This is a genomic window from Mesorhizobium sp. M7A.F.Ca.MR.245.00.0.0, assembly GCF_003997415.1.
In the GTDB taxonomy this organism is placed as follows: Bacteria; Pseudomonadota; Alphaproteobacteria; order Rhizobiales; family Rhizobiaceae; genus Mesorhizobium.
Genome location: NZ_RZTE01000005.1, coordinates 59,082 through 83,499, shown reverse-complemented (window position 1 = coordinate 83,499; position 24,418 = coordinate 59,082). Strand labels below are relative to the sequence as shown.

Genomic DNA, 24,418 nt, shown 5'->3' with positions numbered 1-24,418 from the left:
CTCGATGATCAGGCCAACCAGGGCCGCGACGAGGAAGGCCAGCGGCAGCGCAATGACCAGCGACCAGTCGAACAGGCCGGGAAAGGAGGTGCGGATCACCTGCTGGACGACGAAGGTCGTGTAGGCGCCGAGCATGACCATCTCGCCATGCGCCATGTTGATGACGCCCATGACGCCAAAGGTGATGGCAAGGCCGATTGCCGCCAGCAGCAGCACCGAGCCCAGCGAGATGCCGTACCAGATGTTCTGCCCGGCATCCCAGAAGGCCAGCGTCGAATTGATGTTGGCGATTGCGGTCGTCGCCGCTTGCTTGACCGCGTCGGTGGAATTCGCCTCGACCGAGGTGAGCAGGGAAACCGCATCGCGGTCGCCACGCGCGCCGATCAGGGCAATTGCAGCGAGCTTGTCGGCTTCGGGCCGGTCGGAGACCAGAACGGAGGCGGCACGAGCCTGTTCGAGCAGCGCCTTGACGCTGGCCACGGTCTCACTGGCGATTGCCGTGTCGAGCGGTCCGATGTTTGCGGCGTCGGGAGTCTTGAACATGGTGTCGGCGGCGGCAACACGCACGGCCGGGTCCTTGGCGCCGAGCGTCAGTGTGCCCAACGCATCGCGTATGACGCGACGCAGCGTGTTGTTGACCTTGATCTTGGTGATGCCGTCCTTGGCCGCTTCGCCCGACGCCTCGCCGCTCAACGGGTCGGAAAGCTGGACGCTTTCGCCCGCTTCCTTGCCGACAAACACAAGGGAATCAGCCTTGCGGACATACAGGTTGCCGTCGGCAAGTGCCGCAAGCGGCCGCTCTACCGCCGGATCGCCGGCGGCCGCCAGTTCGTGGACGACGGCCCCGATCTCGGAAAAGCCCTTGGCCGTGGCGAATTTGGCGATGATGCCGCGCAGATCGGCTTCGCCGGCGCCGGAGGACGACAGTGTCGCCAGCAGGAACAACAGCATCAAACCCGTGCGGATCAAGGTCATCGGTCTCTGGTCACCCCTGAAGGTTGAAGTGGGCGTCCGGACGGCGGAGGAAGCCGTCCGGACGCGCGCGGTCATGGGCATGGACCTGAAGGTCCAGCCCGGGGAGGATCAGTTCGTGCCCTTGCCGCCGCACTTGCCGGTGGCAACATTGAAGTTGCCGCAGGACAGAGGCGCGCGCCAATCGGAGATCAGGTCCTTGGAATCAGGCAGATAGTCGGACCACTCGTCACCCATCACCAGGCCCGGCGTGCGCGACACGGTTTCGAACTGGCCGTCGGCCTGGATTTCGCCGATCAGCACCGGCTTGGTGATGTGGTGGTTCGGCATCATCGTCGAATAGCCGCCGGTCAGGTTCGGCACCGACACGCCGATCATGGCGTCGATGACCTTGTCCGGATCGGTGGTGCCGGCCTTCTCGACCGCCTTCACCCACATGTTGAAGCCGATATAATGGGCTTCCATCGGATCGTTGGTGGTGCGCTTGTCGTTCTTGATGAACTTGTGCCAGTCGGCGATGAACTTCTTGTTCTCGGGCGTGTCGACGCTCTCGAAATAGTTCCAGGCGGCGAGATGGCCGACCAGCGGCGCGGTGTCGAGACCGGCTAGCTCTTCCTCGCCGACCGAGAAGGCCATGACCGGGATGTCCTCGGCCTTGATGCCCTGGTTGCCGAGTTCCTTGTAGAACGGCACGTTGGCGTCGCCGTTGACGGTCGAGACGACGGCGGTCTTCTTGCCGGCCGAACCGAACTTCTTGATCGCCGAAACTTCGGTCTGCCAGTCGGAGAAGCCGAACGGCGTGTAATTGACCATGATGTCTTCAGCCGCCACGCCCTTGGCCTTCAGATAGGCCTCGAGGATCTTGTTGGTGGTGCGCGGATAGACGTAGTCGGTGCCTTCCAGCACCCAGCGCTTCACCGAACCACCGTCCTCGCTCATCAGATAGTCGACAGCCGGGATGGCCTGCTGGTTCGGCGCCGCACCGGTGTAGAACACGTTGCGCTCGCTTTCCTCGCCCTCATACTGGACGGGGTAGAACAGGATATTGTCGAGTTCCGAGAACACCGGCAGCACCGATTTGCGCGACACCGAGGTCCAGCAGCCGAACACCGCCGCGACCTTGTCCTTGGAGATCAGTTCGCGCGCTTTTTCGGCAAACAGCGGCCAGTTGGAAGCCGGATCGACGACGACCGCCTCGAGCTTCTTGCCGAGCAGACCACCCTTGGCGTTCTGCTCGTCGATGAGCATCAGCATGGCGTCCTTCAGCGTCGTCTCCGAAATCGCCATGGTCCCCGACAGCGAATGGAGAATGCCGACCTTGATCGTGTCGTCGGCGGCCTTGACCGGAGCGGACGTCAACAGGCCGGCGGCGACCACACCAGCCGAAAACATTTTTGTTATTGTCGAGAAATTACCCCTCATATTACAGACTCCCAAGCTAGTTGATTGCACCGCAACACTACAAAGCAACCCCCATGCCAACCGCTCTGGCAATCCCGAAAGGGCACAAATAAATTATAGATATCAGCACCTTGGAATATAGGGCTTACAAAACAAAGAGAGGTGGCCAAAAATCGATTGAGGGAATTTTGCGCAGCTTGCGCAGCCTCTGCCTATTTTTCGATCATTTACCAAATCTGCCTAGATTTTGAACTCACCAGTGCCTCAGGCGACCGATGTTGCGGCGCGGTGCAAAAATAGGGCAAGCTCGCTCTTCAAGCGAGCGACGTCATGGTTTCAGGTATTTCACGTATTTTCATCGGCATACTGCTTCTGGCTGCAGCAACCGTGGCCGCGCGAGCCGATTTCAGCGACGGCAAGATGCCTGACGGCGCCTATCATTGCGAAGTGTACCTGCTTGGCATGTTCCTCAGCCTCGGCGACATCACCATCAAGGGGAACGTCTACAGCGGCCCCGTCTACACCAGCCTTAACGTCTTCGGCACCGCGCGGCAGGGCTACAACTACCAAATGGACGCAAACGGCGTGATCTCGTGGCTGGGGCCGCTGGGCGGATATACCGCCGGCGGCAATTCACTGTCGCTGACCCAGGCGACGCTGGACGGCGAAACCGTGCCCTCCTTCGACATCATCATGAAGCAGCCCGACGGCGCCTTCACCGCCTCGACCTGCACCAAGCAGTGAGGCGGCAAGAAAAAGGCGCGGAACCTTGCGGGTTCCGCGCCAGCAGTCCGTCGGGAGGATGTGACTAGATCGTCTTGGCCGACATCTGCGCGGCGATGTAGTCGGCCTGGCGGATCGCCAGCGACACGATCGTCAGGGTCGGGTTTTCGGCGGCACCGGTGGTGAACTGGCTACCATCGGACACGAACAGGTTCTTGATGTCGTGCGCCTGGCCGTGCTTGTTGACGACGCCGTCTTCCGCTTTCTCGCTCATCCGGTTGGTGCCGAGATTGTGGGTCGACGGATAGGGCGGCGTCGGGAAGATGCGGGTGGCGCCGACCGCATCGTAGAGTGCCGTAGCCTGCTTGTAGGCGTGGTTGCGCATCGCGGTGTCGTTCGGATGGTCGTCGAAATGCACGTCGGCGATCGGCATGCCGTGCGCGTCCTTCTCGTCGGCATGCAGCGTGATGCGGTTCTCCGCGCGCGGCATGTCCTCACCGACAATCCAAAGGCCGGCCATGTGATCGTAGTGATCGAGTGCTGTGGTGAACGAGCGCCCCCATGCGCCCGGATCAAGAAACGCTGCCATGAACGGCAGGCCGAGCGACAGCGTCTCGAACTCGTAGCCACCAACGAAACCGCGCGATGGATCATGCCGCGCCTCGTCGCGGATGATGCCGGCCATGGTCGTGCCGCGATACATGTGCACCGGTCTGTCGAAGATGGCATAGACCGAGCCGGTGGTGTGACGCATGTAGTTCTTGCCGACCTGGCCCGACGAGTTGGCAAGCCCATCGGGGAATTTCCCCGACGCCGAATTGAGCAGCAGCCGCGGGCTCTCGATCGAATTGCCGGCAACCGCGACGATGCGCGCCTTCTGCTCCTGCAGCTTGCCGTCCTTGTCGGCGTAGACAACGCCGGTCACCTTTCCGCTGGCGTCATGGTTGATCTTGATCGCCATGGCATTCGGCCTGACTTCGAGATGGCCTGTCGCCTCTCCCTTGGGTATCTCGGTGTAGAGCGTCGACCATTTGGCGCCCCATTTGCAGCCCTGGAAGCAGAAGCCGGTTTGCTGGCAGGACATGCGGTCGTCGCGATCGACCGAGTTGATCGCCATGTTGCCGGTGTGGCATTCCTTGTAGCCGAGCTTGTCGGCGCCGGCCTTCAGCACCTTGAAATTGTTGTTGCCCGGCAGCCGCGGCCAGTCATTGGTGCCGGTGACACCCAACTTGGCCTCAGCCTTGGCATAGTAGGGCTCCATCTCGGCCAGCGTGATCGGCCAATCGAGCAGGTTGGCGCCTTCCAGTTTGCCGTAGGTCGACAGCCCCTTGAACTCATGCTCCTGGAAGCGCAGCGAAGCTCCGGCCCAATGCGTGGTCGAACCGCCGACCGACTTGACGATCCAGGCCGGCAGGTTGGGAAAATCCTTTGCCACACGCCAGTCGCCCGACGTGGTGCGCTTGTCCGTCCAGGCGAGCTGGCTGAACGAACCCCACTCGTCATTGATGAAGTCTTCGTATTCGTGGCGCGCGCCGGCTTCCAGGATGACGACGTCGACACCCTTCTGGGCGAGTTCGTTGCCGAGCGTGCCGCCGCCGGCGCCCGAGCCGATGATGACGACCACGCCATCGTTGTTCAGATCAAATGAAGCTGCCATGGTTTCCTCCCATGATTTCTGTTTGCGGGTTCAAGAACGACGGGGCTCAGAGCCACTCGATGTCGTCGAAACCGCGCGCGATGTAGCCGCCCTTGGAATAAGACTCGCCCTCGTAACCGAAGATCGGCCACACCTCTTTCTGGTTGTAGAGGCTGACCACGAGGCCACCCCGAATGGCCTGGAAGAACGGCGTCGCCTCGATTTGCTTCAGCACGGCGACGCGCTGGTCCTCCCAGCCAAGGCCGCGGTAGCCGCCGTCACCGGACTTCTTGTCGAGGTCGGCGATGCCATCTTCGAGCATAGTCTTGTAGGCGGCGTCCTTGCCGGCCTGTTCGTCGTGGCCTTTCACGGCAATGGCGTAATATTTGTCCGGAACCTGATCGTGCGGATAGATGTCACGCGCCATCTGGATCAGCGTCGCCATGGTTTCGGGCTTGAGTGCCGATGTCTCCAGTCCCCAGGCATGCTCGGGGCTGATGACGGCGCTGCCTGAAATGACGAGCAGCGCGCCGATGCCGCCGCGTTTAAGAAGCTCTCGACGGGACAGCCCAGGCTTCGCGTCATAGATCGTGACCATTTTATTCCTCCCTGCTTGCTATGTGCGCTCTCTTCAGAACGCCGTTGCTGGCGCGCTGCCCCCGTCAGGGGACGGCTGCGATGTGTCCTATTGGAAGCGACCTCCGCGTTGCAGAACCTCGATCTTGTAGCCGTCGGGATCCTCGATGAAGAAAAAGCGGGCGATCAGCGATCCGTCGCGGTTGAACTCGACGATTTTCTTCGGGTTGAGCCCTAGCGCGCCGAGACGATCATGTTCGCCGTCGAGATCGACGACCGAGACCGCCAGATGGCCGTAGCCGTCGCCGAGCTCGTAAAGCTCCTGCCGATCCTTGTTCACGGTCAGTTCGAGCTCGAACCCTGCCTCGGCATTGCTGAGGTAAATGAGCGTGAATGTCTCGAAATCCAGCCTGTCGGCGACATCGAGCCCGAAGGCGTTTCTGTAGAAATCGAGCGATCGGGCTTCGTCGAGAACCCGGATCATACTGTGGATCGCCTTGGCCAAATCAGTCTCCGTTCTGGTGTGGAGGCGATTATGCGCGGCACGGACAAAAGGTGGTGGCAGCCGGTTACCACGCCCGCAGCCGCGAACGGGACGAAAGTCCGATTGCCGGACCGGCAATTTTGCCCGAGAATGCATGTGGGGACAGGTCAAGCAGTATCAAACTGCACGCCCGTCCACCCAAGACCAACAATCATGGGAGGTTTGTCGGATGTGCAGGGTGTTTGCGGGCCAGGATCCCGAAGGCTATCGCCAGATCAACCGGTCGATTCGCATCGACGGCCACTCGACCAGCATCCAGCTCGAAGCGACATTCTGGGCTTTGCTGGACGAAATCGCCGAAAACCAGGATTTGACGACGCCAAAATTCATTTCGAAGCTTTATGACGAAGCCATCGAGATCAACGGCGCCATCCCGAACTTTGCGTCGATGCTGCGCACCACCTGCGCGCTCTATCTGCGGGGCCATCGGCCGGGAATGGATGAGCAGATGGTGCCGAAGCGGGAGGCTGCTTAGCGCATTGCGCTCAGCTGAGTTCTTGCGCGAGCCCGATGAGAAGCCCTCCAGGCCCTCGAATGTAACATAGCCGATACACGTCTTTATACTGGACGACTTCGCCTCCGAGCCGCGCACCGCGATTGCGGAGCCTTTCAAGCGTCCCGTCAATGTCGTCCACGGTGAACATGACGCGGAGGTAGCCCAGGGCGTTAACCGGGGCGTTGCGGTGATCGGCGACGACAGGCGGCGTGAGGAAACGGGACAGTTCGAGCCGGCTGTGGCCGTCCGGCGTCCGCATCATGGCAATCTCGACGCGCTGATCGCCCAGTCCAGTGACACGTCCGGCCCATTCCCCTTCGATCATGGCCCGCCCTTCGAGATCAAGGCCGAGCTCGCCAAAAAAACCAATCGTCTCTTCGAGGTCATCGACGACGATTCCTATGTTGTCCATCCGTTTGAGCGCCATGTGTTCAGTCTATAAGGCGTCGTCCAGGCCGTAAACTCCTTAGGCTGCTTGCCAGCTGAGCAAGGGCGATCAGGTCCTGATTCATGCCTGATGGCACGCTGCTGTTTCTATCGGTCCAGCATCCGGGCAGGTAGGCCGGATGCTTGGCTGGATCGTGGCCCGGCAATTCTATCGTTGCGCAGGGCAGTTCCGAAACATTGGCCCGGCTCGTCCTTGCCGGCAGTCAGGCCGTGCATACGGCTGATGCGCCGACAACGCCCGCCATGCCGTCCCTGGCCTGGCGCCTGAAGGACCAGGAGGTCGCCGACGTCCTGACCTATGTGCGCGCCAGCTGGGGCAACACCGCCCCGGCGGTCGCCTCCGACGATGTGGCAGCCGTGCGCAAGCAATTGCTCCCGTAACTCGGCTAGCTCTCGGCTGCGACAGCGAGCGCCAGACGGCTCATGTCGGTGAAAAGCGCCTGGCGCTCGGAATAGTCGGTCTGTTCGCCGGTCTCGATGTTGTCGACCACGACACACATCGACAGCGCACGCGCTCCGAAATGCTCCGATATGCGATAGAGCGCGCTGGTTTCCATATCCACGGCCAGGGCTCCTTGCGCCCGCGCAACGGCAAAACGGGCGCGCCCTTCCGGGTGATAGAAGATGTCGCTGCACACCGTCAGGCCGGCATGATGGTCGATGCCGAATTCTACCGCCTTGGCCAGTGACGATGCGAGGAGCGCCGGGTCGGGGCCAGCGGGTCCATAAAGGCCGAAAACCTGGCCGCTCTGGGCGCTTTCCGCCTGTGCCGATTGCGAGATGACAAGGCTGCGCAGTTTTGCCTTTGCGGTCAGGCTGCCGCAGGTGCCGGTGCGGATCAACGTCCGGGCGCCATAATGGTCCAGCAATTCATGCGCATAGATCAGAAACGATGAAACGCCGATGCCCGTCGCCTGGATGCTGACGGGTTTGCCGCCAAACAGCCCGGTGAAGCCAAGTGCGCCGCGGCGGCGATTGATGCAGCGCGGCGCTTCCAGGAACGTTTGCGCCATCCACTCGGCGCGCTGCGGGTCACCCGGCAACAAAACCGTGTCGGCGTAGTCGTCCTTGTCCGCTTCGTTGTGCGGCGTCACCAGTTGCTCCCCCTAAGCCTTCCTGCCGTTTCACCCGCAATCATGGCGTTGTCACGGCGTTGTGCAAGGTGGAACATGGGAAAGGCTCTAAGACTCCAGCACGTCCTTGACGATCGTCGCCAGTTGCTTGAGCGAAAACGGCTTGGGCAGAAAGCCGAAATGCGCATCTGCCGGGAGGTTTCTGGCGAATGCGTCCTCGGCGTAGCCGGACACGAAGACGAACTTGATGTCCGGCTGGCGCTTGCGCAATTCACCAAGCAGTGTCGGTCCGTCCATTTCCGGCATGACCACGTCGGAAACGACGATATCGACCTTGCCGCCCAGCGCCTCGAACACTTCCAGCGCCTCGACGCCCGACGATGCCTCGTGCACGGTGTAGCCACGCGAGGTCAGCGCCCGCATGCCGCCCATGCGCACGGCATCCTCGTCCTCGACGAGCAGCACCGTGGCCGAGCCCGACAGATCCTTGGCCGGATCGGCGACCTTTGCCGGCGCCGCCGGCGCATCGCCGGGCTCGCCTGCTTTTTTCGCTTCGGCGATGTGACGCGGCAGGAAAATGCGGAAGGTCGAGCCTTTGCCGACTTCGGAATCGCAAAAGATGAAGCCGCCGGTCTGCTTGATGATGCCGTAGACCATCGACAGGCCAAGGCCGGTGCCCTTGCCGACTTCCTTGGTGGTGAAGAAAGGCTCGAAAATCTTCTTCAGCACGTCGGGCGCGATGCCGCTGCCGGTGTCCTCGACTTCGACCACGACATAGTCCGCCGGGGCGAGTTCGCGGTAGGAAAAGGCCTTGCACTCCTCGGCGGTCACATTGCGGGTGCGCACGGTGAGATCGCCGCCCGCCGGCATTGCGTCGCGCGCGTTGACCGCAAGGTTGACCACCACCTGCTCGAACTGCCCGATATCGACCTTGACCGGCCACAGGTCGCGGCCATGGTCGACCTTCAGCTTGATGTCGTTGCCGACCAGGCGGGCGAGCAGCATCCTGAGATCGGCGAGCACGTCGGTCAGGTTGAGCACTTCCGGCCGCAATGTCTGCTTGCGCGAGAAGGCCAGAAGCTGCCGCACCAGCGAAGCCGCCCGGTTGGCGTTCTGCTTGATGTTCATGATATCGGGGAAGGAGGGGTCCGACGGACGGTGGTTGGTCAACAAAAGGTCGGACGCCATGATGATGGCGGTCAGCACATTGTTGAAATCATGCGCGATGCCGCCGGCAAGCTGGCCGACCGCCTGCATCTTCTGGCTCTGCGCCATCTGCCCTTCGAGCGCCTTCTGCTCCGTCGTCTCGACGGCGTAGACGATGGCCGACTCCTCGGCGCCCTCGCCACCGGTGCCGTCGGCGACGGCGTTGACGTAGAAGCGGATGTGCCGTTCGTCGTTGCCGGGCAAAAGCGTGTCGATCGGCTCGATGTCGGCCTGCCGCTGCTGCGCTTTCTCGAAGGCAGCCGCGAAGGCCGGCCGGTCGCGTTCGTGGATCACCGTGTCGAGCCTTACGCGACGGTCGACGGCGTCGCGATCGACGACAGACGAAAACAGCGACAGGAACGGCGCATTGGTGCGCAGGATGCGCCCATTGTGGTCGACGCCGGCGATCGCCATCGGTGTCGAGTTGAAAAAGCGGGTGAAGCGCACTTCCGAAGCCCGCAAATCGGCAGAGGCATCCTCGCCTTGCGTGCGGTTGAGCACGATCGTGCGTGTCGGCCCGTTCAATCCTTCGCGGCTGGCCGAAACACGGTGCATGAAGCGCACCGGCAGCGCTTCGCCCGTCGTGGTCGTCAGGTCGAGATCGATCACCGCGTTGCGTGTGGTGCCGGGATCGGCCTTGACCGAGCGGACCAGCGCCATGCCGTCGCCGGCCACGATCTCCGACAGAGACACGGCGCCGGGCGTGAAGCTGGTGAGGTCGATGCCCAGCCATTCGGCGAGCGTGGCGTTGATATAGGTGACGCGGCCCTCCTGGTCGGCCGAAAAGAAGCCGGCCGGCGCGTGGTCGAGGTGATCGATCGCCTTCTGCAGGTCGAGGAAGAAGCGCTCCTGCTCGGCCCGTTCCTGCGAGATGTCGGCAAGCTGCCAGGCCAGCATCGGCAGCCGCTGGCCTGGAACGCTGAAGGCGCGGGCGCGTGCCCGGTACCAGCGGGCGCCAGGCTCGGCACCGGGCCGAATGGACTGTGCGAGCCTAAACTCGCCGTCGCCCGGCTGGCCGTCGCGCAGGCCGGACGCCAGGCGATAGATCGTCACCGAGGCTTCGGGGACATCCGAGAGCAATCCCTCGACGGTCTTCAGGTCGGCAGCGGACGATGCTCCGGTCATATCCGCATAGGCGCGATTGGCGTAGACGACGCGGCCCTTGGTGTCGGTGACGAGAAGTCCCTGCGACATCGAATCGACGAAGGATTTCGACAGTTCGTCGCCTGTCGAGCGTGGCGTGACCTGCACGAAGCCGATCGCCGTCGCGAACAGGAAGCCGACGCCGATCATCGCCAGCACGCCGAGCATGCCGAGCAGGAAAGGATCGCCGAGGCGCTCGCGGAAAAGCCCGAAGACGATCGCCGCCCCCGTCAGAACGACGATGAAAATGATAAGCCGGGTGACCGCGCCGGGTCGCGTATTCTGGTCGACGATCGGTACCGGATAGAAATCGCCGCGCGCTTCCTTGGCCATGTGCCCCCTGCTCGTGAATTCCGGTGTTCCGACACCCGCCCCTAGCGGGTTGAATCACATTCTCCTAGTCCGGAAAAGGCCTGGGCGGCAAATGTCGGATAAAAATGATGTCTTCCGGGCTTCGGAGTTTTTCTAGCTGTTCACCGGCGTGAAACGCAACTTGCGGTGGCCCGCTGCAACGGTCTAGTGTCTCGTCACTTCCAAGGGCGATCAGGGGAACCCAATGCAATGGCTCGATAGCGTGGCAGGTCCCGGTTATGCCGCAGCATTGCTGTGGACGTTTGCAGCGCTTGTCTTGCTGGTCATCGTTCTCGTCATCATCAAGCTGGTGCGCAACCTGACATTCGGAACCTTCGTCGCCGGCGGCCGGAACCGCAAGACGCGACTGGCCGTCATGGATGCCACCGCCGTCGACAGCCATCGCAGGTTGGTGCTGATACGCCGCGACGATATCGAGCACCTGCTTCTGATCGGCGGCCCGACCGACGTCGTCGTCGAACGCGATATCCGACTTTCGGCGCTACGCCGGCCGGCATTGACCGGAGACGGTGGCTTGCAGCCGGTTCCGGCCACCGCGGCCCCGGCAGCAACAAGGCCGCGTCCGCCGCTACCCGCTCCGCCGCCGGCGAGACAGGCACCCGCTCCACAGCCGGTGAACACGACGCCCGCCCGCCCGCGTCCAACAGCGCCGCCGGCACCTGCACCGAAGCCGGCAACGCAAAGCTATCAGCCGACCAATGTCACGCCGTTGCCGGCCTACGGCTCCGCCAATGCCAACACCGCCCGGCACGCGCCACCACCGCAGCCGGTGCAAGACAGCATCGACGACACGCTGATGAGGGAACTCGAAGTGTCGCTGGACCAGCCCCGTTCGGGCGGCCCGGTGGGTAAGCCGGCGGCGCCGCAGTCGCTCGACGACGAGATGACCAAGCTTCTCGGCGAACTCTCCAGTCAGAAGAGATGAGCGGCGGCCGGGTCGCTATCCCGCGAAACATCGCCGCCGGTCCGCTGCCGAACCACCTCGTCCAAGCGCCAAATATCAAGGGTTTGCGGCCTTCACGCGCCCCCGAGCGGTGGATGCCGCACCAATAGAAATGGCCGGAAAACCGGCCATTTTCAGGATCGAGTTCGTTCGGGACAGCCGGCCGTGCGCCGCCGGCCTTGACCTTCAGTCGTCGCGATAGACTTTTTCGCGGCGCTCATGCCGCTCCTGCGCTTCGATCGACAATGTCGCGATCGGACGCGCATCGAGCCGCTTCAGCGCGATCGGCTCGCCGGTCTCTTCGCAATAGCCGTAAGTGCCTTCGTCGATGCGCTGCAGGGCGGAGTCGATCTTTGCAATGAGCTTGCGCTGACGGTCACGGGCCCTGAGTTCGATGGCACGGTCGGTTTCCGAAGAGGCGCGGTCGGCCAGATCGGGGTGGTTGGCGTTTTCTTGCTGCAGGATTTCCAGTGTTTCGCGCGCTTCGCGCAATATGTCATTCTTCCAGGTGACGAGCTTTGAGCGGAAGTAGGATTTCTGCCGCTCGTTCATGAACGGCTCGTCTTCGGAGGGTACGTAATCGGCGGTAACGATGTCGTTCATTCGACTCACCCAAACTGCCCCAAATTTGGCGCCTATATATTCGTCGTCCGACGCCTGCACAAGCGCAATCGGCCGCTGTTTCACGCAATTGTTAAAGTACCCCGCCACGGGTCTTTGCAGCCGCGTACGGTCGCTTCGGTACAAACTCCGCCGAGACACTTTGGATCCGGTGGCACATGCTTTCCGAGATCGGCCGTGATCCCGGGGCGATACGCAAGCGCCTTTGCAGCAAGCAGCATTGGGTGATTCGCTGTGTTTGAAGAGCACGGGCATTGTGCGCAACGCCGTTCTCGTGGCTAATCCCGGGAGGCTTCGGCATTCGGAGGTTGGGTGAGCAGGCTTTATCTGTTGCGACATGCAAAGGCTGGCTGGGCACTGCCCGGCATGCGGGATTTCGATCGCCCGCTCGACGCGTCCGGCCGTTCCGATGCCGAAATGATGGGCGCCGCCATGCGCTCCCGCCTCTATGTTCCGAACCGCACGCTCTGCTCCAATGCCAAACGCGCCAAGGAGACGCTGGAAAGCCTGGCAGGCCAGACCGACACCGGCCGGGTCCTGTTCTTCGACGCGCTCTACAGCGCGGACGCGGCCGGTTACCTCCACCTTATCCGCGACAATGGCGGATCGGGCTCATTGCTGGTCATTGGCCACAACCCGATGATGGAAGACCTCACCATGGCAGTTTCGGGCGACGGCGACGAAACCGCGCGGGCCACGCTGAACCACGGGTTTCCGACCGCGGGCCTGGCGGTCGTCCGCTTCGACGGCGATCTTGCCAGCGCCGCCCAAGGCGCCGGCTATCTCGAAGCGTTCCTGACGCCGGCCGATCTCTGAAGCCATTTCAAAGCCTGGTTGTAGAGCCTATATCGGGCGGACCGAAGTCCGAGAGAGCATATTTTGGCATCATCGCTGACCACCTTCACCGACGAGGCGAGGATTGCCCTCGACACGCTGTCAGGCCGCGCCACCGGGCTTTTTTCCCCATCGCTGCGCCTCGGCGTGACCGGATTGTCCCGCGCCGGCAAAACGGTGTTCATATCGGCCCTAGTCCACAATTTGATCCATGGCGGCCGCCTGCCGCTGTTCGAGGCGCAGAAATCTGGGCGCATCGCCCGCGCCTTCCTCGAGCAGCAGCCCGACGACGCGGTGCCGCGTTTCCAGTACGAGGACCACATTGCCGCCCTGGTCAACGATCGTGCCTGGCCCGATTCGACGCGCGCCATTTCGGAACTGCGGCTGACCATCGAATATGAATCGGCTTCCGGCTGGAGCCGCATGTTTTCTTCAGGCAGACTGTCGGTCGATATCGTCGATTATCCCGGCGAATGGCTGCTCGATCTGCCCCTGCTCGGCAAATCCTTCGCCGATTTTTCGCACGAAGCCTTTGAAATGGCCGTTCTGCCGGTGCGCGAGGACCTGTCGCAGGCCTGGCGGGCGCTGTCGGCTGGGATCGATCCGGACGCGGATGCCGACGAGATGACGGCGCGCCGCCTGGCCGAAAGCTTCGCCGCCTATCTGAAGGCCTGCAAGCTCGACGAGCGGGCGCTTTCGACCTTGCCGCCCGGCCGTTTCCTGATGCCGGGCGATCTCGAAGGCTCGCCGGCACTGACTTTCGCGCCCCTGGCCGGGATTCGCGACAGGCGTCCGCGCGCAGGGTCGCTGCACGCCATGATGGACCGGCGCTACGAGGCCTACAAGACCCATGTCGTCAAACCCTTCTTCCGCGAACACATCACCCGCCTCGATCGCCAGATCGTGCTGATCGACGCCATGCAGGCGCTGAACGCCGGCCCCGGCGCCATGGCCGACCTGGAACGCGCGGTAACGGAGATCCTCAGCTGTTTCCGACCTGGCCGGGGCAGCTTCCTCACCGACCTGTTCTCGCGGCGCATCGACCGCATCCTGGTTGCCGCGACCAAAGCCGACCATCTGCATCACGAAAGCCATGACCGCCTGCAGTCGATCGTGCGGCGGCTTGCCGACCGCGCCGTGGCACGGGCGAATTTCACCGGCGCCGACGTCGATGTGGTCGCCATGGCGGCGGTGCGCGCGACGCGCGAAGGCACCGTCAAGCAAGGCCGAGAGACGTTGCCAGTCATTATCGGCACGCCGATCGCCGGCGAGAAGATCAACGGCGAAACCTTCGATGGAAAAACTGAAACAGCCATATTTCCTGGTGACTTACCGGAGAAAATTGATGCGGTTTTTGATCTTTCGGGAGCCGATCACAAGCAGGATGCCGCGGACCCTGCAATCCGCTTCGTCCGTTTCCGTCCCCCAAAGCTAGAACGCACGGCCGAAGGTATCACCCTGTCGCTGCCGCATATCAGACTCGACCGTGCCTTGCAGTTCCTGATTGGAGATCATTTGGCATGATCGCGCCCCGCAAGCCGGCGGCATTCCGCATCGAGCCGGAAGCCACATCAAGACAAATGCACCCACAACCGCGCCCCCAGGCCGATGCCCAGCGCAAACCGCGCGCGATGAAGACCGATGTCGCGATGGTCCTCCCGGCGGAAGTCGATGTCTTCGACGAGCCCGACATCATTGCCGCGGAGCCGCCACCGGCCATTGCCCCCAGGAAACGCTCGCTGCTCGGCAGCATCTTCTTCGGCGCCTTTGGCGTGCTGGTTTCGCTGGCTGTCGGCTTGTGGACCGACCAGCTCATACGCGACCTCTTTGCGCGCGCCGAATGGCTGGGCTGGCTGGCCGCCGGCATGGCTGCCATCGCCGTGCTGGCGCTTATGGTGATCCTGATTCGCGAATTCCTGGCGATCGGCCGCCTCGCCGAGGTCGAGAAGCTGCAAAAGCGCGCGCTTGATGCGATCGCCCGTGACGATCCCAAGGCGGCACGATCGGTCGTCGACGAATTGTCGGCCTTTGTCGCGGCCAAACCCGAGACCGCGGCCGGCCGGCGCGCGCTGGCCGAACTGCGCGGCGAAATCATCGACGGCGGCAATCTCGTGCGCCTGGCCGAGGCAGAAATTCTGGGCCCTCTCGATGCCAGGGCGAAGGTGATGATCCTCGAGGCCGCCAAACGCGTTTCGCTGGTGACGGCGGTCAGCCCGCGCGCACTGGTCGATGTCGCCTATGTCGTGTTCGAGGCGGGACGGCTCATTCGCCGCCTGTCGGAGCTCTATGGCGGACGGCCCGGAACGCTGGGTTTCTTCCGCCTGGCGCGCAGCGTGCTGGCGCATCTGGCGGTTACCGGCTCGATCGCGGTCGGTGACAGTTTCGTCCAGCAGATCGTCGGCCACGGCCTAGCCGCGCGCCTTTCGGCCAAGCTTGGCGAGGGCGTCGTCAACGGCATGATGACGGCGCGCATCGGCATCGCCGCGATGGAGACGGCGCGACCCCTGCCCTTCAGCGCCGCCAAGCGTCCCGGATTGGGCGACTTCCTCTCGGCGCTGACATCGTTCGCAACCAGGAAAGATGGTGAAACGACCCCATCCGGCAAGTGAGACGGGCTGGAGTGTCCGGACATTCGGAATCGTTACCGGACTGCTCTGCGGCGGCCCCTCGGTGACGAAGCATTAACCAATCTTGTTCATGGTCAGACGGGTTCCAAACAGCATCTTTGTTGCCGGGTGTCGTCGATGAAAAGCGTAATTCTATCCAGCGTCCTGCCCTTGGCAACGGTGATTGCGGCAGTCGTCGGCATTGCCGGAGTGGCCTCTGCGGCGGAGCCGGACAAGCAGTTCTTCCAGTCCGCTGAAGGCAAGTGGATCGGTCCCGGCGAAATCGTCGCCGGCAAGTACAAAGGCACCAAGTTCAACTGCAGCTTTACCGGCTCGACGCCCGACGGCAAGGTCGGCATGTCGCTCGACGGCGGCTGCCGGGTTGGCATGTTTACCCAGCAGATGTCGGCCAAGATCGAGCGCAAGGGCCGTGAGGGCTACAAGGGCAGCTTTATGGGTGGCGCGACCGGTTCCGGCCTCGACATCATCGGCGGCAACGTCGTCGATCCCCGCAAAGTGGTCTTCACCATCAACCGCAACCAACTGCGCGGCGTCATGCAGGCTCGCATCCCTGACGACAATTCGATGACAGTGACCATTGCCGTGCGCGTCGACGACCAGCTGGTCCCGGTGATCGGCATGAGCTTGAAGCGCGTCGATGCAGTCGAAGTCGGCTCCATCGCGCCGAACTGAAATCGCGCCGAACTGAAAAATCCGAAAAAAAGGCGACGACCCAACGGTCACCGCCCTCTCCCTTGACCCATCGAATCAGGCGCTTAGGCCTTGATCTCAAATCAGGGCGTTAGCCTTTGATTGTGGCCGTCAGTTCGTCATAGGCCTTGCAGGCGTCGGCCAATGTCGTAGCGCCCTGATACTTGGTTGTCACCGCCTGGACCTTGGCCGTCAGATCAGCCGCTTTGGACGGGTCCTTGGTAATCGCTTCCTGCAGCGCGGTAGCCATGTCCTGCGCCTTCTTGGTCGCGATTTCCGCCGTGCACTCGGGCGCCTTCGAGCAAGCCGAACCGGCAAGCACCGCCAGGCCGACGGCAACAAACAAAAACTTCTTCATGTCAGTCATCTCCTCAAAAAGGGCGCGACTTGATCGTCGATCACCCTCCAATGGCCGAAGCCGAGCGTCCTTAGCCTTCGATTGCGGCAAGATGCAACGTGTTCCCGGCCTCAACTTGTGTATCGCGCCTGCAACATCGGCGGCGGCCCGGATTCAGGCTATTTTGTCAGCGGCAGCAAAGTTCAGCTGCGTGGCTGCAGCAGCGCCAAGACGGCGGTCGATGCGGCAAGGACAGCAGTCAGAGTCAAAGGCCCGGTCGCGCCATAGGTGTCCACGACATAGCCGCCGACAACCGCGCCGATGGTGATGGCAATTTGGAAAGAGGTGACCATCAGGCTACCCGCTGCCTCCAGCGCATCAGGCGCCGCGCGCGACATATTGGTCGGCAGCACCACCGGCGCCATGCCAAAGGCGAAACCCCACAGCGTAACGAAGCCGAAGGCAACGCCGATATGCGAGCCCCAAAGCACCAAAGTAAGTGCCGCAACCGCCATCAACGCTGCGGTGACTGCGAGGGCCATGTGGATGTTGGTGTCGGCCATGCGGCCGCCGGCAACATTACCGATCACGGCAGCGATGCCAAACCCGAGCAGAGCCAGGGCAATCGGTCCGGTTGTAAGGAGTGTCACCTGTTCGAGGAAGGGACGCACATAGACCGAGCCGGCAAAATGCCCCGTCATCAGCAAAACAATAGCCAGCATGCCGAGTTGGATGCCGCGCCGCCGGGTCAGCCGAAATACATCTGCAAGGCTGTTGCTAGCCGTTGCAGGCAAGGTCGGCAGGCTGAGAAACTGCAGCAGCATGGCAAGCGCGGCCAGCCCCGCCGTCATGGCCATGGCACTGCGCCACCCTATCCAGTCACTGATCAACGCGCCCATCGACGGTGCGGCAATGGTGGCAAGCGAGACGCCGAGGGTGACGATCGCCATGCCCCGACCTGTCGCATTGGCGCCAACCAGCCTCGCCACGACGGCGACCGAAAGTGCCCAGAAAGCGCTGAGAGCGATGCCCAGCCCGGCCCGGCCCAACAGCAACAGCCAGAAATCGGTCGCCAGCGCCGCCAGGATATTGGAACCGACCGCAAGAGCGCTGAGACCAACCAGCACCGCCTTGCGGTTCAAGCGGCCGATGAGAACATTGCTCAACATGGCCGTCACGGCGCCGACGGAAGCGGTGGCGGTGACGACCTGGCCGGCCGTCCCCTCGCTGATGCCGAGATCACGTGCCATTGGCGTCAGCAGACCTGCGGGCAGGAATTCGGCCGACACCAGGGCAAAGCTGGTGGCCGCCAATGAAATGACCGCGAACCAGGTGGCTGAACTCCACGCGGCTGGTGCATCGGCATCAAGGCCAATCGCGGCGTCTTCAATCTGTAATGTTGTGTCAGTCACGGAAAGATCTCCAAAGTTTGGAGGTCTTAAATAGGCGAGTCCGCCCGGATGATATGTATCTTAGAATCCGAAATTCATATCCATTCGTCCGGGAATTGTGCGGCGCACAACGCCCGGCGAGACATTGGTGATGCGCTTGAACGCGCGCGCGAAGGATGCCTCGGAATCATAGCCCAAACGGGTAGCGACTTCGGCAACCGACAAGCCGTTTTGGCCCAGCAATTCGCGGGCAAGCTGCATACGCAGGCGGGCGAGATAGTGTGCGGCACCCTCCCCCAATACCGCACTGAAACGCTCGGCGAAAATCGAACGCGATTGGCCTGCCACGCCGGCCAGGCTTCCCAGCGTCCAGTTGTGGCCGGGGCTGCGGTGCATGGCCGCCAAAGCGCGGCCTATATGGGGGTCGCGGATGGCTGCGAGCCAACCGGTGGTCGAGGCTCCGTTGCAATTGACCCAGCAGCGTATGAGCCGGGCCGTCAGCAAGTCGGCCATACGCGACAGAATCGTGGCGCTGCCCATCTGCGGTTGCGAGGCCTCCACCGTCATGGCCGCCAGCAAAGGACCGACGACCGGGTCATTGCCGGCCACGTCGCAACCCTTGATGACAGGCGGCATCAACGTTATCAATGGGTTGAGTGCATAGGAGTCCAAGGCCATGGAGCCGCAGAAAAGGGTGCTCGTGGCGCCCGTTCCTTGCCGTACCACTTCGCAGACGTTGCCCCCCAACTTGATCACCTTGCAACCTTCGAGCGAGTCCCCTGCAACGTCCGGCGCGCTCGCCAGCCGATGGGCAATGCCTTGCGGCAGCAGCACCAGATCGCCATCGCGCAACTCCTGCCAGCCTTGCGATTCAGTATGAATCCAGCACGGGCCCTGGCCGACAAAGTGAAACCGAAGCAGCTGTTGTTGCGGAAAGTCTATGCTCCATGGGTGCCGGAGCTCGCAGCGGCCGTAGTTGACACCACTCAAGCGAAAGTCTTGTAAAACTTCGCTGAGCGCATCCATCGGGATATGTGGCGTCGAAGGCGGTCGGGACGAATAGTCAGGCATGTGCCTGATATAGATGCCGAACGTCCGGCAGGCAAGCGGGGACCGTTGTTCCACCAGGTGAATCGTTGCAGCGGCGCCCTACCCTTCCCGGCAGATTTCTCGCCTTGCCTCCCACTCCAACTGCATGCAAGGAGTTTCTGCTAGACACAGGGACAAGAGGCATGGCGGCGGAAGCATCGGGCAGTGATCTGATTCAGGTGGTGGCACTGCTTGCTGCCGGCGTCGTTGCCGTTCCGATCTTCAAGCGCATGGGCCTTGGCTCGATCCTCGGCTATCTGGCCGCCGGCGTGGTGATCGGTCCGTTCGGCCTCGGCGTCTTTTCCGAATCGGAAGCCATTCTTCATGTCGCCGAGCTCGGTGTGGTGATGTTCCTGTTCATCATCGGGCTGGAAATGCAGCCGTCGCGGCTGTGGGGCCTGCGCCGTGAGATCTTCGGCCTCGGTGCGCTGCAGGTCGGCGTCTGCGCGCTTCTGCTGACCGGTGTCGGCATGGCTGGAGGGTTTCCGATCGCGCAATCCTTCGTCGCCGGCGCCGGCTTCGTGCTGACCTCGACGGCGATCGTCATGCAACTCCTGGAGGAACGCGGTGAAATCGCCGCACCGAAAGGCCAGCGCATCGTATCGGTCCTGCTGCTCGAGGATCTTGCCATCGTGCCGCTGCTGGCCCTGATCGCGTTCCTGGCGCCCGGCGGTACCGACACCAGCCTGATGGAGCGGCTGACCGAAATCGGCATCGGCCTTGCCGCGATCATCGGCCTGGTGGTGGCCGGCCGCTATCTGCTCAACCCGTTCTTCCGCATCCTGGCGGATGCCCGTGCCCGCGAGGTGATGACGGCGGCGGCACTTCTGGTCGTCCTTGGCTCCGCCCTCGCCATGCAACTCAGCGGCCTGTCGATGGCGATGGGTGCCTTCCTGGCCGGCGTGCTTTTGTCCGAATCGACCTTCCGTCACCAACTCGAAGCCGACATCGAACCCTTCCGCGGCATCCTGCTTGGCCTGTTCTTTCTCGCGGTAGGCATGTCGCTCGACCTGCATGTGGTCGCGGCGAACTGGCGGCTGATCGCCATCTATGTCGTCACCTACATGGTGATGAAGGCATTCGGTATCTACATCGTCGCCCGCATCCTGAAATCAGGCCACCGCGAAGCCCTGGAGCGCGCGGTCTTCATGGCACAAGGCGGCGAATTCGCCTTTGTCCTTTACTCGGCGGCCGCGGCGGTCGGCATCATCGATGGCCAGGCCAACGCGACGCTGACGGCGATCGTCATCATCTCCATGGTGCTGACGCCGCTGGCCATCATCGCCTTGCGCTATCTGACGCCGCGTGACGAGCAGTCGCTCGACGGGGTCGATGTCGCCGATGGCCTGACCGGCAGCGTGCTGGTCATTGGTTTCGGCCGCTTCGGCCAGATCGCGAGCCAGCCGCTGCTGCTGCGCGGCATCGACGTCTCGATCATCGACAATGACGTCGAAATGATCCAGGCGGCGGCCGATTTCGGCTTCAAGGTCTATTATGGCGACGGCACGCGACTGGACATCCTGCATGCCGCCGGCGCCGGCCGTGCGCGTGCCGTGCTGATCTGCGTCGACAAGGCCGATGTGGCTGTTCGCATCGCGGAGCTCATCAAGGCTGAGTTTCCTTTGCTCACCGTGCTGGCCCGCGCTTTCGATCGTGGTACCGCGCTGCAGCTCATTCGCGCCGGCGTCGACTACCAGCTGCGCGAAACCTTCGAATCCGCACTTGTTTTCGGCGGCTCGGCCCTGGAATCGCTGGGCGTCGATCCCGAAGACGTGGCTGAAACGATCGAAGACGTCAGGCGCCGCGACACCGATCGCTTCGAAACCCAGCTTGCCGAAGGCATTCGCGCCGGACAGCGCTTCCTGAGAGGCAATATCGGTACGCCGATTCCGACACCGCTCTCCACGCCGCGCCGGCCTGGTCAGGCACTCAATGAAGAAACCGCGGGTGTGCTGCACAAGTCCGAACCCGCCGATTGAGCAAGGAATTAGGCATGGAATTGGACAGCAGGGCCCTGTCGGTCACCAAATTCTGGCGCGATGCCGGCGAGGATGCCTGGTTCGAGAAGAACGAGGCATTCGATGCCGAGTTCCGCGACCGCTTTCTCGGCCTGCACTACGCCGCCGCGCGGCGTGAATGCGACGACTGGCTGGAACATGCCGAAGGCGCGCTGGCGCTGATGATCCTGCTCGACCAGTTTCCGCGGAACTGTTTTCGCGGCACCGGCCATATGTACGCGACCGATCCGCTCGCCAGATATTTCGCGGAGAGGGCGATCGCGGCTGGTCATGACCTGGCACTCGAGGAAGAACTCCGCGTTTTCCTCTACCTGCCTTACGAGCATTCGGAACTGCTGGCCGACCAGGACATTTCGGTCGAGCTGACGCAGGCCTGGGCCGAGCCATACCTGAAGTACGCTGTCGAACACCGCGATATCATTCAGAATTTCGGCCGTTTTCCGCACCGAAACAAGATGCTTGGCCGCGAAACCACCCCGCAGGAGCAGACGTTCCTGGATGGCGGCGGTTTCTCCGGTTAAAGACCCCGCTCCAAGGTGTGTTGAGATTCAGGTCAGGCCGAGTCGAAAACGGTGGGTTCCGAGAACCGGGGTGCGTACATTTGGGTACGTGAGCACCGGAAGCGCAGGAACTCGCCGTTTGCAGGCCGGCATCACCTGAATATCAACGCACCTAGGCCAACCACCAATCCCGGCCGGAGGACAATCGCTCGATGCCTGAGGTATCGACGGCGACCAGACGGTCGGTGATGCTGCGACCGCTGACAACCAGGCTGGGCGCGATCTCGGCCAGCGGCGCCAGCACGAAGGCGCGCTCCAGCATGCGCGGATGCGGTACCTCCAGCCCGGTCTCGTGGATGACGCGGTCCCCGAACACCAGAATATCGATGTCGATCAGCCGCGGCCCCCAGCGCTCCTCCCGCACCCGCTTCAGCTTGCGCTCCGCATCGAGGCAAAGGTCGAGCAAGGCACGCGGTGCAAGCACGGTGGAAATTTCGGCGGCCGCATTGAGAAAATCGGGCTGATCGAGCTTGCCCCAGGGCGGCGTGCGATAAAGCGAGGAGACGCCGGTGACACGCGTATCCGCGTCGGCATCCAGCATGCGCAGCGCCGCGCCCATGGATTTCGCCGGATCGCCAAGATTGCCGCCAAGGCTGAGATAAACGGTACTATTCGGGCCAGACAACGGTCACCTCGACATAATCGAGCACGCCGGGCACCGGTGCGTTCGGCTTGCGCACCGTGATCTCGGCTTTCTTAATCTGCGGAAAACGCGCCGTCAGCGCACGGGCCACTTCGAGCGCCAGCGACTCGATCAGAAAACGGCGCTGCCCGGTGATGATCTTCTCAATGACGGTGAATGCAATGCCGTAGTGGACTGTATCCTCGATCGAATCCTCGGCAAGTGCGCGGCCTGGATCGACGGTGAGAACAGCATCGACATAGAAGCGCTGGCCGAGCCTTTCCTCCTCGTCCAGCACGCCGTGCCGGGCAAAGAAAGCGCAGTTCTTCATGCGGATGACATACATCGCTCAGTTTCTCGCCCGGTCCGTCCGACGCGCCAGCATAGCATCCGCGAGCGCCAACGCGTCCACGTTGAATGCGACATCGTGGACGCGAAACAGATCGGCGCCCTGGAGCCTCAATATAACGCTGGTCGCCGCTGTTCCGACCCCTCTGTCGGCGGCATCACGGCCGGTGACCGTGCCGATGAAGCGTTTTCGCGACGTACCGGCCATCAGCGGCAGGCCGAGGGCATGCAATTCCGAAAAGCGTGCCATCAGGTCGAGATTTTCCTCCGCCGTCTCCTTGGCGAATCCGAAACCAGGATCGAGCACGATACGATCGTCGGCGATGCCGTTCTGGCGGGCGATTTCCAGCGACCTTCGCAGGAACGTCAGTTGATCGGCAATCACATCCGGCAGCTTCTGGCGATCCCGCCCAGTATGCATGATGACAAGCCCCGCGCCGGTGTCGGCGGCGACACGCGCAATATCGGGCTCGCGCTGCAAACCCCAGACATCGTTGACGATATGCGCGCCGGCGGCGACCGCCAGCCGCGCCGTGTCGGCACGATAGGTGTCGACCGAAATCAGCACCTCGCTCACGCCCGCCAGCGCTTCGATCACCGGCAGGATGCGCTCCTGTTCCTGGCTGGCCGATACCGCGGCAGCACCTGGGCGCGTCGATTCTCCCCCGACATCGACAACCAGTGCCCCTTCCCCGATCATGCGGCGCGCCTGGGCCAGCGCCTTTTCAGGGGCGTCGAACTGGCCGCCGTCGGAAAAGCTATCGGGCGTGACATTGAGGATGCCGACGACCACGGCCTTGCCGCCAAGGTCGAGATGGCGTCCATGCGCCAACTGCCATCGCCGGGCCGTCATTGCTCATCGACCATGGAGTTCATCAATCATGTGTGATCCCTGGCGGATCAATTTCATTGCGCCGGCAACGGCCGTAAAGCAAGGTGATCGAAGAGGCAACATGATGAAGCGAGCCATGCTTGGCATGAAAAGACGGTCCCTGGGCGTGAAACGATCCTTGGCTTGCGCGCTGCTGCTCGCCATGACCCCGCTTCCGGCGGCGACCGCCAATCTCGTCAAGACGTACAGCTATTTCGCCATCGGCGGCAGCACCCTCGACGACATCGAGGCACAACTCTCCAAACGCGGGCCGGAGGTGAAAAGTACCGGCAACCGGCACCCGGGCGCCACGCAAATGGCCTTCACCACCCGTGTCAGCTATGCGCAGACGCCGAGTTCCTGCCGGATCGCCGACGCGGCGGTGACCGTCAAGGTGAAGGTGATCCTTCCCGAGTGGCGCCGCCCGCGCAAGGCCGATGCCGATGTCAGGCTGTTCTGGGATACGCTGTCCGCCGACATCAAGCGCCATGAGGAGCGCCATGTCGAAATCGCCAAGAACCATGGCGGCGAACTCGAAGAGGCCTTGAAGGCCACCTACCCGCAAAGGAACTGCGATGCCGCCAAGGCCAAGGCGGCAGCCATCACCGCGGCTGTTCTGGCCAGGCACGACCGCGCCCAGCTTCAGTTCGACCGCGTCGAAAGCGTCAATTTCGAAAGCCGCATCTTGCGGCTGCTGCGCTACCGCATGGAGCGCATCGGCAACGGCCGACTGCCGCCGGCCTGAACGCACCCGAACTGAAAGTCAAATTCGCTGGAGGTAGTGCCAGATTCGAAAAACTTTCGAGCCCCTGTCGAAACCGGCCTATATGGGACGACATATGTCAGGCTCGCCAGACGCGAGCTTAAAACACCAATGC

The 24,418-nt window shown here is 62.6% G+C and carries 25 protein-coding genes and 1 pseudogene; 11 read left to right on the top strand and 15 right to left on the bottom strand.

Features of this window, described 5'->3' with window-relative positions:
* Positions 1-975: pseudogene (locus tag EOB80_RS35115) on the bottom strand (urea ABC transporter permease subunit UrtB); the annotation flags it as partial.
* Positions 976-1,083: 108 nt separating this feature from the next.
* The gene (gene urtA, locus EOB80_RS08315) at positions 1,084-2,394 is read right to left on the bottom strand and encodes an urea ABC transporter substrate-binding protein (protein WP_027036733.1); all 1,311 of its coding nucleotides are present in this window, start codon (positions 2,392-2,394) and stop codon (positions 1,084-1,086) included.
* A 309-nt stretch (positions 2,395-2,703) separates the two neighbouring features.
* Between urtA and EOB80_RS08310 the strand changes: the two genes are divergently transcribed.
* Entirely contained in the window at positions 2,704-3,117 is a 414-nt protein-coding gene (locus EOB80_RS08310; RefSeq protein ID WP_127327312.1) for a hypothetical protein, read from the top strand.
* Between the two features lie 64 nt (positions 3,118-3,181).
* On the opposite strand, the gene EOB80_RS08305 is transcribed toward EOB80_RS08310, so the two are convergent.
* The 3 genes from EOB80_RS08305 to EOB80_RS08295 form a co-directional block, all read right to left on the bottom strand.
* Entirely contained in the window at positions 3,182-4,753 is a 1,572-nt protein-coding gene (locus EOB80_RS08305; protein WP_127327311.1) for a GMC family oxidoreductase, read from the bottom strand.
* A 46-nt stretch (positions 4,754-4,799) separates the two neighbouring features.
* Positions 4,800-5,330, bottom strand: a complete 531-nt coding sequence (locus EOB80_RS08300; RefSeq protein WP_127268967.1) for a gluconate 2-dehydrogenase subunit 3 family protein — start codon at positions 5,328-5,330, stop codon at positions 4,800-4,802.
* 87 nt (positions 5,331-5,417) lie between these two features.
* Positions 5,418-5,813: a VOC family protein gene (locus tag EOB80_RS08295; RefSeq protein WP_127327310.1), complete on the bottom strand. Its 396-nt coding sequence runs from the start codon at positions 5,811-5,813 to the stop codon at positions 5,418-5,420.
* Positions 5,814-6,021: 208 nt separating this feature from the next.
* Between EOB80_RS08295 and EOB80_RS08290 the strand changes: the two genes are divergently transcribed.
* The gene (locus tag EOB80_RS08290; protein WP_127268969.1) at positions 6,022-6,327 is read left to right on the top strand and encodes a ribbon-helix-helix domain-containing protein; all 306 of its coding nucleotides are present in this window, start codon (positions 6,022-6,024) and stop codon (positions 6,325-6,327) included.
* 10 nt (positions 6,328-6,337) lie between these two features.
* Here EOB80_RS08290 and EOB80_RS08285 read toward each other — a convergent pair whose 3' ends face one another.
* Positions 6,338-6,775, bottom strand: coding sequence for a VOC family protein (locus tag EOB80_RS08285; RefSeq protein WP_127327309.1), 438 nt, complete (start codon positions 6,773-6,775; stop codon positions 6,338-6,340).
* Positions 6,776-6,918: 143 nt separating this feature from the next.
* On the opposite strand from EOB80_RS08285, the gene EOB80_RS08280 reads away from it, so the two are divergent.
* Positions 6,919-7,176 carry a hypothetical protein gene (locus tag EOB80_RS08280; RefSeq protein ID WP_245466288.1) on the top strand — a complete coding sequence of 86 codons (258 nt, stop codon included), beginning with the start codon at positions 6,919-6,921 and terminating at the stop codon, positions 7,174-7,176.
* Between the two features lie 5 nt (positions 7,177-7,181).
* On the opposite strand, the gene EOB80_RS08275 is transcribed toward EOB80_RS08280, so the two are convergent.
* Complete coding sequence (locus EOB80_RS08275; RefSeq protein WP_127271305.1) at positions 7,182-7,889, bottom strand: purine-nucleoside phosphorylase; 708 nt, start codon at positions 7,887-7,889, stop codon at positions 7,182-7,184.
* A gap of 87 nt (positions 7,890-7,976) precedes the next feature.
* Positions 7,977-10,550 (bottom strand): ATP-binding protein, encoded by a 2,574-nt coding sequence (locus EOB80_RS08270; protein WP_023813021.1) that lies wholly within the window; start codon positions 10,548-10,550, stop codon positions 7,977-7,979.
* A 223-nt stretch (positions 10,551-10,773) separates the two neighbouring features.
* Between EOB80_RS08270 and EOB80_RS08265 the strand changes: the two genes are divergently transcribed.
* Complete coding sequence (locus EOB80_RS08265; RefSeq protein WP_127327308.1) at positions 10,774-11,514, top strand: flagellar biosynthetic protein FliO; 741 nt, start codon at positions 10,774-10,776, stop codon at positions 11,512-11,514.
* A 204-nt stretch (positions 11,515-11,718) separates the two neighbouring features.
* On the opposite strand, the gene dksA is transcribed toward EOB80_RS08265, so the two are convergent.
* Positions 11,719-12,135, bottom strand: coding sequence for an RNA polymerase-binding protein DksA (dksA, locus tag EOB80_RS08260; RefSeq protein WP_013531862.1), 417 nt, complete (start codon positions 12,133-12,135; stop codon positions 11,719-11,721).
* A 330-nt stretch (positions 12,136-12,465) separates the two neighbouring features.
* Between dksA and EOB80_RS08255 the strand changes: the two genes are divergently transcribed.
* The 4 genes from EOB80_RS08255 to EOB80_RS08240 all read left to right on the top strand — a co-directional run bounded on the left by EOB80_RS08255 (position 12,466) and on the right by EOB80_RS08240 (position 16,286).
* Positions 12,466-12,969, top strand: a complete 504-nt coding sequence (locus tag EOB80_RS08255) for a histidine phosphatase family protein (RefSeq protein WP_127327307.1) — start codon at positions 12,466-12,468, stop codon at positions 12,967-12,969.
* A gap of 63 nt (positions 12,970-13,032) precedes the next feature.
* Positions 13,033-14,511 carry a YcjX family protein gene (locus tag EOB80_RS08250; protein ID WP_127327306.1) on the top strand — a complete coding sequence of 493 codons (1,479 nt, stop codon included), beginning with the start codon at positions 13,033-13,035 and terminating at the stop codon, positions 14,509-14,511.
* Positions 14,508-15,596, top strand: a complete 1,089-nt coding sequence (locus tag EOB80_RS08245) for a YcjF family protein (protein WP_127327305.1) — start codon at positions 14,508-14,510, stop codon at positions 15,594-15,596. The genes EOB80_RS08250 and EOB80_RS08245 overlap by 4 nt, the downstream gene beginning before the upstream one ends.
* Positions 15,597-15,731: 135 nt before the next feature.
* Positions 15,732-16,286, top strand: coding sequence for a hypothetical protein (locus EOB80_RS08240; RefSeq protein WP_127327304.1), 555 nt, complete (start codon positions 15,732-15,734; stop codon positions 16,284-16,286).
* Positions 16,287-16,395: 109 nt separating this feature from the next.
* On the opposite strand, the gene EOB80_RS08235 is transcribed toward EOB80_RS08240, so the two are convergent.
* The 3 genes from EOB80_RS08235 to EOB80_RS08225 all read right to left on the bottom strand — a co-directional run bounded on the left by EOB80_RS08235 (position 16,396) and on the right by EOB80_RS08225 (position 19,103).
* Positions 16,396-16,662, bottom strand: coding sequence for a hypothetical protein (locus EOB80_RS08235; protein ID WP_127271315.1), 267 nt, complete (start codon positions 16,660-16,662; stop codon positions 16,396-16,398).
* Between the two features lie 182 nt (positions 16,663-16,844).
* Positions 16,845-18,053, bottom strand: coding sequence for an MFS transporter (locus EOB80_RS08230; RefSeq protein ID WP_127327303.1), 1,209 nt, complete (start codon positions 18,051-18,053; stop codon positions 16,845-16,847).
* Between the two features lie 60 nt (positions 18,054-18,113).
* Positions 18,114-19,103 (bottom strand): AraC family transcriptional regulator, encoded by a 990-nt coding sequence (locus EOB80_RS08225; RefSeq protein ID WP_206516798.1) that lies wholly within the window; start codon positions 19,101-19,103, stop codon positions 18,114-18,116.
* A 161-nt stretch (positions 19,104-19,264) separates the two neighbouring features.
* On the opposite strand from EOB80_RS08225, the gene EOB80_RS08220 reads away from it, so the two are divergent.
* Both EOB80_RS08220 and EOB80_RS08215 read left to right on the top strand, forming a co-directional pair.
* A complete protein-coding gene (locus EOB80_RS08220; protein ID WP_127327301.1) occupies positions 19,265-21,100 on the top strand; it encodes a monovalent cation:proton antiporter-2 (CPA2) family protein in 1,836 nt (611 codons plus the stop codon).
* A gap of 14 nt (positions 21,101-21,114) precedes the next feature.
* Complete coding sequence (locus tag EOB80_RS08215; protein WP_127272684.1) at positions 21,115-21,660, top strand: DUF924 family protein; 546 nt, start codon at positions 21,115-21,117, stop codon at positions 21,658-21,660.
* A 151-nt stretch (positions 21,661-21,811) separates the two neighbouring features.
* Here the strand turns inward: EOB80_RS08215 and folK are convergent, their stop codons facing one another.
* Genes folK through folP form a run of 3 tightly spaced genes read right to left on the bottom strand, consistent with a single transcriptional unit; the run spans position 21,812 to position 23,522 of the window.
* Positions 21,812-22,324, bottom strand: a complete 513-nt coding sequence (folK, locus tag EOB80_RS08210; protein WP_023813033.1) for a 2-amino-4-hydroxy-6-hydroxymethyldihydropteridine diphosphokinase — start codon at positions 22,322-22,324, stop codon at positions 21,812-21,814.
* A complete protein-coding gene (gene folB / locus EOB80_RS08205) occupies positions 22,308-22,667 on the bottom strand; it encodes a dihydroneopterin aldolase (RefSeq protein WP_023813034.1) in 360 nt (119 codons plus the stop codon). Before folB ends, folK begins: the two co-directional genes overlap by 17 nt.
* A gap of 3 nt (positions 22,668-22,670) precedes the next feature.
* Positions 22,671-23,522 (bottom strand): dihydropteroate synthase, encoded by an 852-nt coding sequence (gene folP, locus EOB80_RS08200; protein ID WP_127327300.1) that lies wholly within the window; start codon positions 23,520-23,522, stop codon positions 22,671-22,673.
* Between the two features lie 124 nt (positions 23,523-23,646).
* Between folP and EOB80_RS08195 the strand changes: the two genes are divergently transcribed.
* Positions 23,647-24,285 (top strand): DUF922 domain-containing protein, encoded by a 639-nt coding sequence (locus EOB80_RS08195; protein ID WP_245466287.1) that lies wholly within the window; start codon positions 23,647-23,649, stop codon positions 24,283-24,285.
* Positions 24,286-24,418: the final 133 nt, after the last annotated feature.

Excerpts from the sequence above, each read along its gene's own strand:
- urtA (WP_027036733.1), bottom strand. The coding sequence starts at position 2,394 with ATGAGGGGTAATTTCTCGACAATAACAAAAATGTTTTCGGCTGGTGTG.
- EOB80_RS08310 (WP_127327312.1), top strand. The coding sequence starts at position 2,704 with ATGGTTTCAGGTATTTCACGTATTTTCATCGGCATACTGCTTCTGGCT.
- EOB80_RS08305 (WP_127327311.1), bottom strand. The coding sequence starts at position 4,753 with ATGGCAGCTTCATTTGATCTGAACAACGATGGCGTGGTCGTCATCATC.
- EOB80_RS08300 (WP_127268967.1), bottom strand. The coding sequence starts at position 5,330 with ATGGTCACGATCTATGACGCGAAGCCTGGGCTGTCCCGTCGAGAGCTT.
- EOB80_RS08290 (WP_127268969.1), top strand. The coding sequence starts at position 6,022 with ATGTGCAGGGTGTTTGCGGGCCAGGATCCCGAAGGCTATCGCCAGATC.
- EOB80_RS08285 (WP_127327309.1), bottom strand. The coding sequence starts at position 6,775 with ATGGCGCTCAAACGGATGGACAACATAGGAATCGTCGTCGATGACCTC.
- EOB80_RS08270 (WP_023813021.1), bottom strand. The coding sequence starts at position 10,550 with ATGGCCAAGGAAGCGCGCGGCGATTTCTATCCGGTACCGATCGTCGAC.
- EOB80_RS08265 (WP_127327308.1), top strand. The coding sequence starts at position 10,774 with ATGCAATGGCTCGATAGCGTGGCAGGTCCCGGTTATGCCGCAGCATTG.
- dksA (WP_013531862.1), bottom strand. The coding sequence starts at position 12,135 with ATGAACGACATCGTTACCGCCGATTACGTACCCTCCGAAGACGAGCCG.
- EOB80_RS08245 (WP_127327305.1), top strand. The coding sequence starts at position 14,508 with ATGATCGCGCCCCGCAAGCCGGCGGCATTCCGCATCGAGCCGGAAGCC.
- EOB80_RS08240 (WP_127327304.1), top strand. The coding sequence starts at position 15,732 with ATGAAAAGCGTAATTCTATCCAGCGTCCTGCCCTTGGCAACGGTGATT.
- EOB80_RS08235 (WP_127271315.1), bottom strand. The coding sequence starts at position 16,662 with ATGAAGAAGTTTTTGTTTGTTGCCGTCGGCCTGGCGGTGCTTGCCGGT.
- EOB80_RS08225 (WP_206516798.1), bottom strand. The coding sequence starts at position 19,103 with ATGCCTGACTATTCGTCCCGACCGCCTTCGACGCCACATATCCCGATG.
- EOB80_RS08220 (WP_127327301.1), top strand. The coding sequence starts at position 19,265 with ATGGCGGCGGAAGCATCGGGCAGTGATCTGATTCAGGTGGTGGCACTG.
- EOB80_RS08215 (WP_127272684.1), top strand. The coding sequence starts at position 21,115 with ATGGAATTGGACAGCAGGGCCCTGTCGGTCACCAAATTCTGGCGCGAT.
- folB (WP_023813034.1), bottom strand. The coding sequence starts at position 22,667 with ATGTATGTCATCCGCATGAAGAACTGCGCTTTCTTTGCCCGGCACGGC.
- folP (WP_127327300.1), bottom strand. The coding sequence starts at position 23,522 with ATGACGGCCCGGCGATGGCAGTTGGCGCATGGACGCCATCTCGACCTT.
- EOB80_RS08195 (WP_245466287.1), top strand. The coding sequence starts at position 23,647 with ATGAAAAGACGGTCCCTGGGCGTGAAACGATCCTTGGCTTGCGCGCTG.